Below are 7,377 nucleotides of genomic sequence, written 5' to 3' on the forward strand. Positions count from 1 at the left end.
GTTGCAGTTCTTCCGTTGTCTCTTGGACTGCCACTTTGAACTGATTTGCCATTCCTACACCTACCCTGTTGCTTTCTTCAATTTAGTGCATCTTCATTGGAAACTGGTATTAGTCAAACTCATCCGTTGATGCTAGCTTTGGACGAACTAAAAAAAACAGAGGCGATTGTCAATAACATTATTCTTCGTCCTTTGGATATTGAAAATGTCTATCAATTAGTAGCTGATACCCTTCAAGAAACCGAAAGATCGAAGGAAGTCGCTGAGCTTGTCTTTCATAAAACTCAAGGTAATCCCTTCTTTTTAACACAACTGCTTCAGACACTTTACTCTGAACGTTTTTTACATTTCGACTTTGTTGAAAGTCGCTGGCTTTGGAATCTCGATCGAATCCAAAGGATTGGGATTACAGATTATAACGTCGTCGAACTGGTTGCCAGAAATATTCAAAGATTGTCGACAAAAACCCAGGAAGTTCTAAAATTAGCTGCTTGCATTGGAAACCAATTTACCTTAGAGGCTCTATCTATTGTCAATAAGCAATCTTTAATCAATACTGCTGATGATTTGTGGGAGGCGCTTCAAGCTGGTTTAGTTTTACCTTTGAGCAATACTTATAAAATCCCTCTATTTTTTGATCAAGCAGAAAAAGGAGATTTTCTGCTTGAAGATATCAGGATTAGTTATAAATTTTTACACGACCGAGTGCAGCAAGCGGCTTATTCTTTGATTCCGGAGGAGCGGAAAAAATTAACCCACCTAAAAGTTGGTCAAGAGTTGTTACAAAAAACAGCTAAATATGCACTGGAAGAGAATATTTTTGATATTGTCAACCAGCTCAATATTGGGGCGGAGTTGCTTGTTCACCAAGCAGACAAAGATGAACTTGCCCAACTCAATCTGATGGCTGGGAAAAAAGCCAAAGCAGCATCGGCTTATGAAGCATCTGCCAGATACTTAACTGCAGGACTAAGACTGCTTACTGAAAATAGCTGGCAAAGCCACTACGATTTAACGCTTACACTTCATCTTGAGTCAGCGGAAGCAGAATACTTAAATATCAACTTTGAGCAGGCAGCTACTTTAGCTGAAGTTGCCCTAGAACAATCTACAAGTTTAATCGACGAAGTAAAGGTAAACGAGCTACAAATCCAGATTTATAGCTGTCAATTTCAGATGGTTAAAGCCGTCGATACAGGGCTACAAGTTTTGGAACGGCTGGGAATTACTCTCGTAACGTTAACAAGTGCTTCTCGCGGGTTGACGAAGCAATCGGAAAGCCTGCGGACATTCATGCTGGGTTAGAAAGCACGTTGATGATTCTACAGCATCGTCTAAAAGCGAGCGCGGAGCGTCCGGCAATTGAGCTGGTGAAAGAGTATGGTGAGTTGCCGTTAGTGGAATGTTACACCGGACAACTTAACCAGGTGTTTATGAATATTATGGCGAATGCAATTGATGCAATCGATGAGGTAATGAGTAAGAAGATACGGGGAATCGATAATCGACCCGAAAGTGCGAATTACCCCTTGCCAAAGATTCAGATTCACACGGAACTAATTAATGGTGAGAAAGTAGCGATTCAGATTGCTGACAACGGACCGGGAATGCCGGAAAAAGTTCGGCAACGTCTGTTTGAACCCTTCTTTACAACGAAGCCGGTAGGCAAGGGGATGGGGCTAGGTTTATCCATTAGCTATCAGATTGTCGTAGATAAACATGGTGGGCAATTGAGCTGTATCTCAGCGCCAGGAGAAGGGACGAAGTTTATGATTGAGATTCCGCTCAGGACAGCCCTTTCAAAAGTGTTATAGGGGCGGGAAACATCCAAAGCTTGAGTGTCTAGAAGCCTCACCCAAGATTCTTGTTTTGTGGCGTAGATGAAAAATGGCGATGGGCGCGATCGCTCACGCGAAGAGTCCGTCTTTGGCGGAGCTTTTTGCCATCAAGGAAGGTAAACTCCTGAAAGACTATCCAAAAGCTTATGATTTTAAAGGTTTACCCTGGGTTTCTGATTGCTGTGCTTTTAGGACTCATCGGGTTAGGGCTGGGACTGCTTCAGGAGCGGGTGGAACTCAATTGGGTAAAGTTAGATGCTTCGTTGCTCTCAAAAACGAATGCTTCACTGCGGGAAAATCCTCCCGGCGCGGGAAAGTTGCCGAACTCTACACCAGTTGCCTCACCTACAGACGATCGACAAATCCCGCTCATTACGACTCGTCAAGGGCCTTTACGGGTGACGAATCAAACGGAGTATCCGTTACGGCTGGCGTTGCTGACTTATCAGCCACCAACGACATCTTATGGAGAGCCAGCACACTGGGATTTTGCCCCAGGAGAAGGGGGAAGCCAGGGCGTGACTTTATCGCTACCTGGAGGGGATTTGCAGCTAAAAAAGGGGGATATTCTGGTGGCATTTGCCCAAGATGGTTCCCGCCGGTATTGGGGACCGTATGTTGTAGGTGAGACGCCTCTGCCTGTCTGGAATGCTCAGGTGTCGGAATGGCAACTGGTTTTGCAATCTTAGGTCGTAGATAGTCAGGGGTCATTCGTTTATAGTCAGCAGTTAGGAGTCAGTTGTTTTTTCTCCTCTACGGACGAATTACCCATGACTTCTTATCAATGTACCCATTCACCGCTGACAATTTAGGGAACACATAGGTTTTGCCAGAGTCAGGAAGTGCTGCTGGGTAGGCGGGAGTCATGACATCTTGCAATGGGTGCGCTGGCGTCGCATTTCCAGCTAGATTAAGGTCTGGGAAAATGCCTTTTGAGGTTGCCCATTACTGACGGACGGTTCGGGGGTTCATGAAATTTAGGGTTGAGCGAACGGTTAGAAGTTGGTGGAAATCTTGGGAGAAGCATCCCAGCAGGCTGGCGGGTCTATCGATTCTGTGGGTGCTGGTGGTTTGCTGGCTGGCTTTTGTGTGGAATTTAGGGAATATCGGTCTGGTTGATGAAACTGAGCCGCTGTTTGCTGAAGCTGCCCGCCAGATGACGGTAACGGGAGATTGGATTACACCGTATTTTAACGGGGAGACGCGCTTTGATAAGCCGCCGTTAGTTTACTGGCTGATGGCGATCGCTTATAAACTGATTGGCGTCAATGAATGGGCGGTGCGCTTGCCTTCGGCGCTGTCTGCGATCGCTGTGACGGGATTAGGCTTCTATACGTTGCGCTACTATGGGCTTCCTTCTCCGAGTGCGGTGACGGGGCAAGCTAGGGATGGGATGATAACGCAGCGTCAGTTGTGGCTATCGGCTTTACTAGGTGCGGCTGCGATCGCTCTAAATCCAGAAATGATTGTCTGGGGACGCACAGGCGTCTCTGATATGCTGCTAACCGGCTGCGTGGGTTGTGCGCTACTTTCTTTTTTTCTTGGCTATGTCAACACCAACCAACCCGCGATCCAAACTCGTTGGTATCTCGCTTTCTACGTGCTAGTTGCCTTGGCAATCTTGACGAAAGGGCCGGTCGGCATTGTCTTACCCGTTCTGATTATTGGGGCTTTTCTACTTTACCTGGGCAAGGCTCAGGAAGTGTTGGGGGAGATGTTTCCGATTCGGGGCTTGGCACTGGTGTTGGTTTTGGCAGTGCCTTGGTATGTTTTGGTGATTTTGCGGAACGGCGAAAACTACGTTAATAAGTTTTTTGGTTATCACAACTTGGAACGCTTCACAGGCGTTGTTAATCACCACTGGGCACCCTGGTATTTTTACTTCCTAGTGGTGCTGCTGGGTTTTGCGCCTTGGTCGATTTATTTGCCGGTAGCGATCGCCCGTCTCCGCTTTTGGCAGCGCAGCAAATGGCGGAACTCCCCCCGTTCCACTCATTTAGGTTTATTTGCTCTATTTTGGTTTGCCGGGATCTTTGGCTTCTTCACCGTTGCGGTGACAAAACTCCCCAGCTATGTGCTGCCTTTAATGCCAGCAGCAGGAATTTTGGTGGCACTTTTGTTCAGCGACCAATTAAGGACTGGGGTGAAAGGATTGAGAACTGAGGAAGAAGTCGGTAGTTCAGAATTAGCAGTTAACCAGCCAGAAGGAGAATTCCCCACTCAGTCCTCAGTCCTCAGTCCTCAGCCCTCATTCCTCCGTCCTTTGTTTTGGAGTGGCGTTGTCAATGTGGTGTTTTTATCAGTTCTGGCAGGTGCGCTTCTATACAGCCCAAACTTCTTAGGATATGACCCTGCCGTGCCCGATCTGCGCCAAATGGTTCAACGATCTGGTTTGACGGTGTGGGGAGGCATCATCTGGGGAGCAACCGCTATTTGGACAGGGCTGTTGCTGCTGAAACGACGGCGGTGGCGTTGGCTGTGGACTTCAAATCTAATCGGATTTATGGCTTTTATCATCTTTGTGGTAACGCCTGCCTACTTCATGATGGATCGAGCACGTCAGATGCCGCTGCGGGAATTATCGGCACGGATCGCCCAAGTCCAGCAGCCAGGGGAAGCCATATTAATGATTGGTTTCAAAAAACCGAGTGTCGTATTTTACACGCAGCGCCCGGTGAATTACTTTGCCAAAGTTAGCTCGGCAATGGAATACATTGAAGCGATCGCGGCGACTCAACCCAAGCCACCTTCGGTATTGATTTTGACTGAGCCTAAATATTTAGAGAACACAAAAATACAGCCCAAGGAGTACCAAAATTTAGGCAAAGCCGGTGCTTATCAACTCATTCGGTTGTCAAAACAAATCGTCGCCAGTGTCCAGCATCGACACTCTAGCTAAATGCTAAATTGTTAAACTGCCGCAGCTTGCAGTCATATCAAGCCTGGATCATTGCCCGTGATTAGAACACCACACGCCCAATCCCTCTGGCTTTTCGCTTAGGGGTTGGGGGTGGAGAGGGCAGGAAATGCAGTGGTTCGGCAATGCTTGTTCGGCAAGCCGACTGGAATATTAGGTGAATAAAATTTCTGGTGGCATCATGATGAAATTCGGCGTTTTGGCACGACTGAGTTTGAAAGGATGAAAGCACCATCTTCAGGAAAAAGGAAAAATTTTTGGCATCAGTGCCGATTGCCGGTTGTTGGTTGCCTAATTTGTAGCCTAATTTTCCTTTGGCTTTTGCTAGCGATGCCGGTGCTCGCTGAAGATTTACCATCGCCGTCACCCGTCACAATAGAAACGCTGCGACAGATGCAGCAACAACTAGATCGGCAGCGGTCTAATTATTCTAAAGAACGCGATCGCTTATCAAAACTCCAAAAAGCCGCGAAGGGGCAACTCAGTGGCTTGCAGCAAAACCTGGAATTAACGGGTACCCAGCTTAATGACTACCAGTACCAATTACAAAGAGCCACTCAGGAATTAAAGACGTTACAAGAGGATCTGGCGATCGCGGAACGCTCTTATCAACAAAAGCAAGCCGCCACAGTTGCCCGTTTGCGTTTCCTGCAACGCCAGCAACTCTCTCACCAAGGATGGGGAATCCTGCTTTCTAGCCAAAATCTTAGTGAGTTTTCCGACCGGCGTCGCCAGATCAAATTGGTGTTTCAAGCCGACCAACAAATCTTGAAAAACTTGAAGGCGGAAGCTGACCAAATCGATCGCCAAAAAACCGAGATCGAACAGCAGAAAAACCAAATTGCTCTGATTACCCAGCAATTGCTGGCACAAAAAGCCGAATTTGAAGCTCAGACACAGGCTCAGCAGCAGCTCATTCAACGCTTGAATACTAACCGGCAAGCCTTAGAAGCCGCCGAGAACGTTTTAGCAGAGGATTCCGCAGGGATTAGCACTCTCATTCAAAAACGAGTTGCAGAAGCGAAGGCAAAAAGAGAAAGAGAAGCGGCAGCGAGCAAAGCGATTCTTCGCGGGAGGGACATTATTCGCGGATCGGGTATTTTCAGCTACCCCAGCGATGCGGGAATTACAAGCAATTTTGGTTGGCGAGTCCACCCGATTCTGGGCTACCGCCGTTTCCATTCTGGTCTTGACTTTGGGGGAAGTTATGGCAGCACGATCCGCGCCGCCAACAGCGGAGAGGTAATTTTTGCTGGATGGTATGGAGGTTACGGGAAGGCGGTAATTATCGACCACGGCAACGGCATCACCACCTTATACGGTCACGCCAGCGAAATCTATGTTTCGGAAGGACAATCTGTAAACCGAGCCGATGCGATCGCGGCAGTTGGTTCTACTGGCTTTTCTACGGGACCCCATCTTCACTTTGAAGTCCGTAAAAATGGCACACCTGTAGACCCGATTACCTTCCTTTAGGCTCATGAAAACCGACTCGTATCAGCCCTAAACTGGACAATTATCCGGGAATTTAACGGCAAACAATCAGATATTCTTAGTTTTATTGCGCGAGTAGTCTATTTCAACCAAACAAGTGTCAATCTCTTTCTCGAATCCTTCTAAAATCAGCAATTTTCAGAAAGCACTGAATGTCATCGTCGTCGCCATGCCTGTGGTGGGATTTATCGCTGCGACCCTGGCTATCATCTTCTGGGAACGTGGGGTCCAGCCGCTGGATCTGAGTCTACTCGTAGGGATGTACGCCCTGACTTTCTTTGGCATCACTGTGGGGTATCACAGGTTTTTCACCCATCGTGCCTTTCAGGCAGGGGCATTTGTACGGGCTTTTTTAGCGATCGCTGGCTGCATGGCAGGTCAAGGCCCAGTCGCCAGCTGGGTGAGCCACCATCGCTGTCATCACCTCTACTCAGATACTCAACAAGACTTCCACTCACCAAATATTCACGGAGAAGGGTTTTGGGGAGTTGTTCAAGGCTTTTGGCACGCCCATACTGGCTGGCTGCTAAACGTCGATTGGACGCCCCCATACCCCTATGTCTCGGATCTCAATCGTGACAAAGTTGTCCAAAAAATCGACCAGCTCTACATCCTTTGGGTGCTACTTTCTCTGTTAATTCCGACGCTTCTGGGTGGAGTCTTAACCGGGTCGTGGTCAGGAGCATTGAGAGGCTTAATCTGGGGCGGAGGTATCCGGATTTTCCTCTTGCACCAGTTTACTTTTAGCGTCAACTCAGTCTGCCACCTTTGGGGAAAACGCCAATTTCCCACAGAAGATCAAAGTAAGAACAATCTTTTCGTCGCCATCATGACCCTCGGTGAAGGATGGCACAATAACCACCATGCTTTCCAGCACTCGGCAAGGTTTGGACTCAGATGGTGGCAACTTGATTTCGGTTGGTTAGGTATCCTCGCCCTCAATCGCTTAGGGCTTGTCTGGAATGTCAAAGTTCCATCCTCAAGCGAAATCGAACTGAAAAGCATCACTTCTTCAGTTGGATAGTAGGTGAATTTGACCCATTAGCCGCTGAAAGCATCTCATTTTGATATAAAACGCCTGGACTAACTCAAAAATGTTGTTAGGCGTTGTTAGAAAGCGTTAAACCC

At 47.6% G+C, this 7,377-nt stretch carries 7 protein-coding genes; 6 read left to right on the top strand and 1 reads right to left on the bottom strand.

Features of this window, described 5'->3' with window-relative positions:
• The first annotated feature begins 129 nt into the window (after positions 1-129).
• The 4 genes from NDA06_RS25830 (at position 130) to NDA06_RS25845 (ending at position 4,737) form a co-directional block, all read left to right on the top strand.
• Entirely contained in the window at positions 130-1,305 is a 1,176-nt protein-coding gene (locus NDA06_RS25830; protein ID WP_206755395.1) for a hypothetical protein, read from the top strand.
• An 11-nt stretch (positions 1,306-1,316) separates the two neighbouring features.
• On the top strand, positions 1,317-1,814 hold the full coding sequence (locus NDA06_RS25835) for an ATP-binding protein (RefSeq protein WP_190986788.1): 498 nt from the start codon (positions 1,317-1,319) through the stop codon (positions 1,812-1,814).
• A gap of 170 nt (positions 1,815-1,984) precedes the next feature.
• Entirely contained in the window at positions 1,985-2,527 is a 543-nt protein-coding gene (locus NDA06_RS25840) for a hypothetical protein (RefSeq protein WP_190425580.1), read from the top strand.
• A gap of 281 nt (positions 2,528-2,808) precedes the next feature.
• Positions 2,809-4,737 (top strand): glycosyltransferase family 39 protein, encoded by a 1,929-nt coding sequence (locus tag NDA06_RS25845; protein WP_190986789.1) that lies wholly within the window; start codon positions 2,809-2,811, stop codon positions 4,735-4,737.
• 61 nt (positions 4,738-4,798) lie between these two features.
• Here NDA06_RS25845 and NDA06_RS25850 read toward each other — a convergent pair whose 3' ends face one another.
• Positions 4,799-5,113: a hypothetical protein gene (locus NDA06_RS25850; RefSeq protein WP_242047542.1), complete on the bottom strand. Its 315-nt coding sequence runs from the start codon at positions 5,111-5,113 to the stop codon at positions 4,799-4,801.
• Between NDA06_RS25850 and NDA06_RS25855 the strand changes: the two genes are divergently transcribed.
• Positions 5,086-6,231 (top strand): M23 family metallopeptidase, encoded by a 1,146-nt coding sequence (locus NDA06_RS25855; protein WP_242047543.1) that lies wholly within the window; start codon positions 5,086-5,088, stop codon positions 6,229-6,231. The two genes, NDA06_RS25850 and NDA06_RS25855, sit on opposite strands and share 28 nt — an antisense overlap.
• Positions 6,232-6,346: 115 nt before the next feature.
• Entirely contained in the window at positions 6,347-7,273 is a 927-nt protein-coding gene (locus NDA06_RS25860; protein WP_190437334.1) for an acyl-CoA desaturase, read from the top strand.
• The last annotated feature ends 104 nt before the right edge of the window (positions 7,274-7,377 follow it).

Origin of the sequence: Trichocoleus sp. ST-U1, assembly GCF_039961835.1 — a bacterium.
Taxonomy (GTDB): Bacteria; Cyanobacteriota; Cyanobacteriia; order Cyanobacteriales; family FACHB-T130; genus FACHB-T130.

What these genes read in the sequence shown, in the direction of transcription:
- NDA06_RS25830 (WP_206755395.1), top strand. Translation starts at nt 130, where the DNA reads ATGCTAGCTTTGGACGAACTAAAAAAAACAGAGGCGATTGTCAATAAC.
- NDA06_RS25835 (WP_190986788.1), top strand. Translation starts at nt 1,317, where the DNA reads ATGATTCTACAGCATCGTCTAAAAGCGAGCGCGGAGCGTCCGGCAATT.
- NDA06_RS25840 (WP_190425580.1), top strand. Translation starts at nt 1,985, where the DNA reads ATGATTTTAAAGGTTTACCCTGGGTTTCTGATTGCTGTGCTTTTAGGA.
- NDA06_RS25845 (WP_190986789.1), top strand. Translation starts at nt 2,809, where the DNA reads ATGAAATTTAGGGTTGAGCGAACGGTTAGAAGTTGGTGGAAATCTTGG.
- NDA06_RS25855 (WP_242047543.1), top strand. Translation starts at nt 5,086, where the DNA reads ATGCCGGTGCTCGCTGAAGATTTACCATCGCCGTCACCCGTCACAATA.
- NDA06_RS25850 (WP_242047542.1), bottom strand. Translation starts at nt 5,113, where the DNA reads ATGGTAAATCTTCAGCGAGCACCGGCATCGCTAGCAAAAGCCAAAGGA.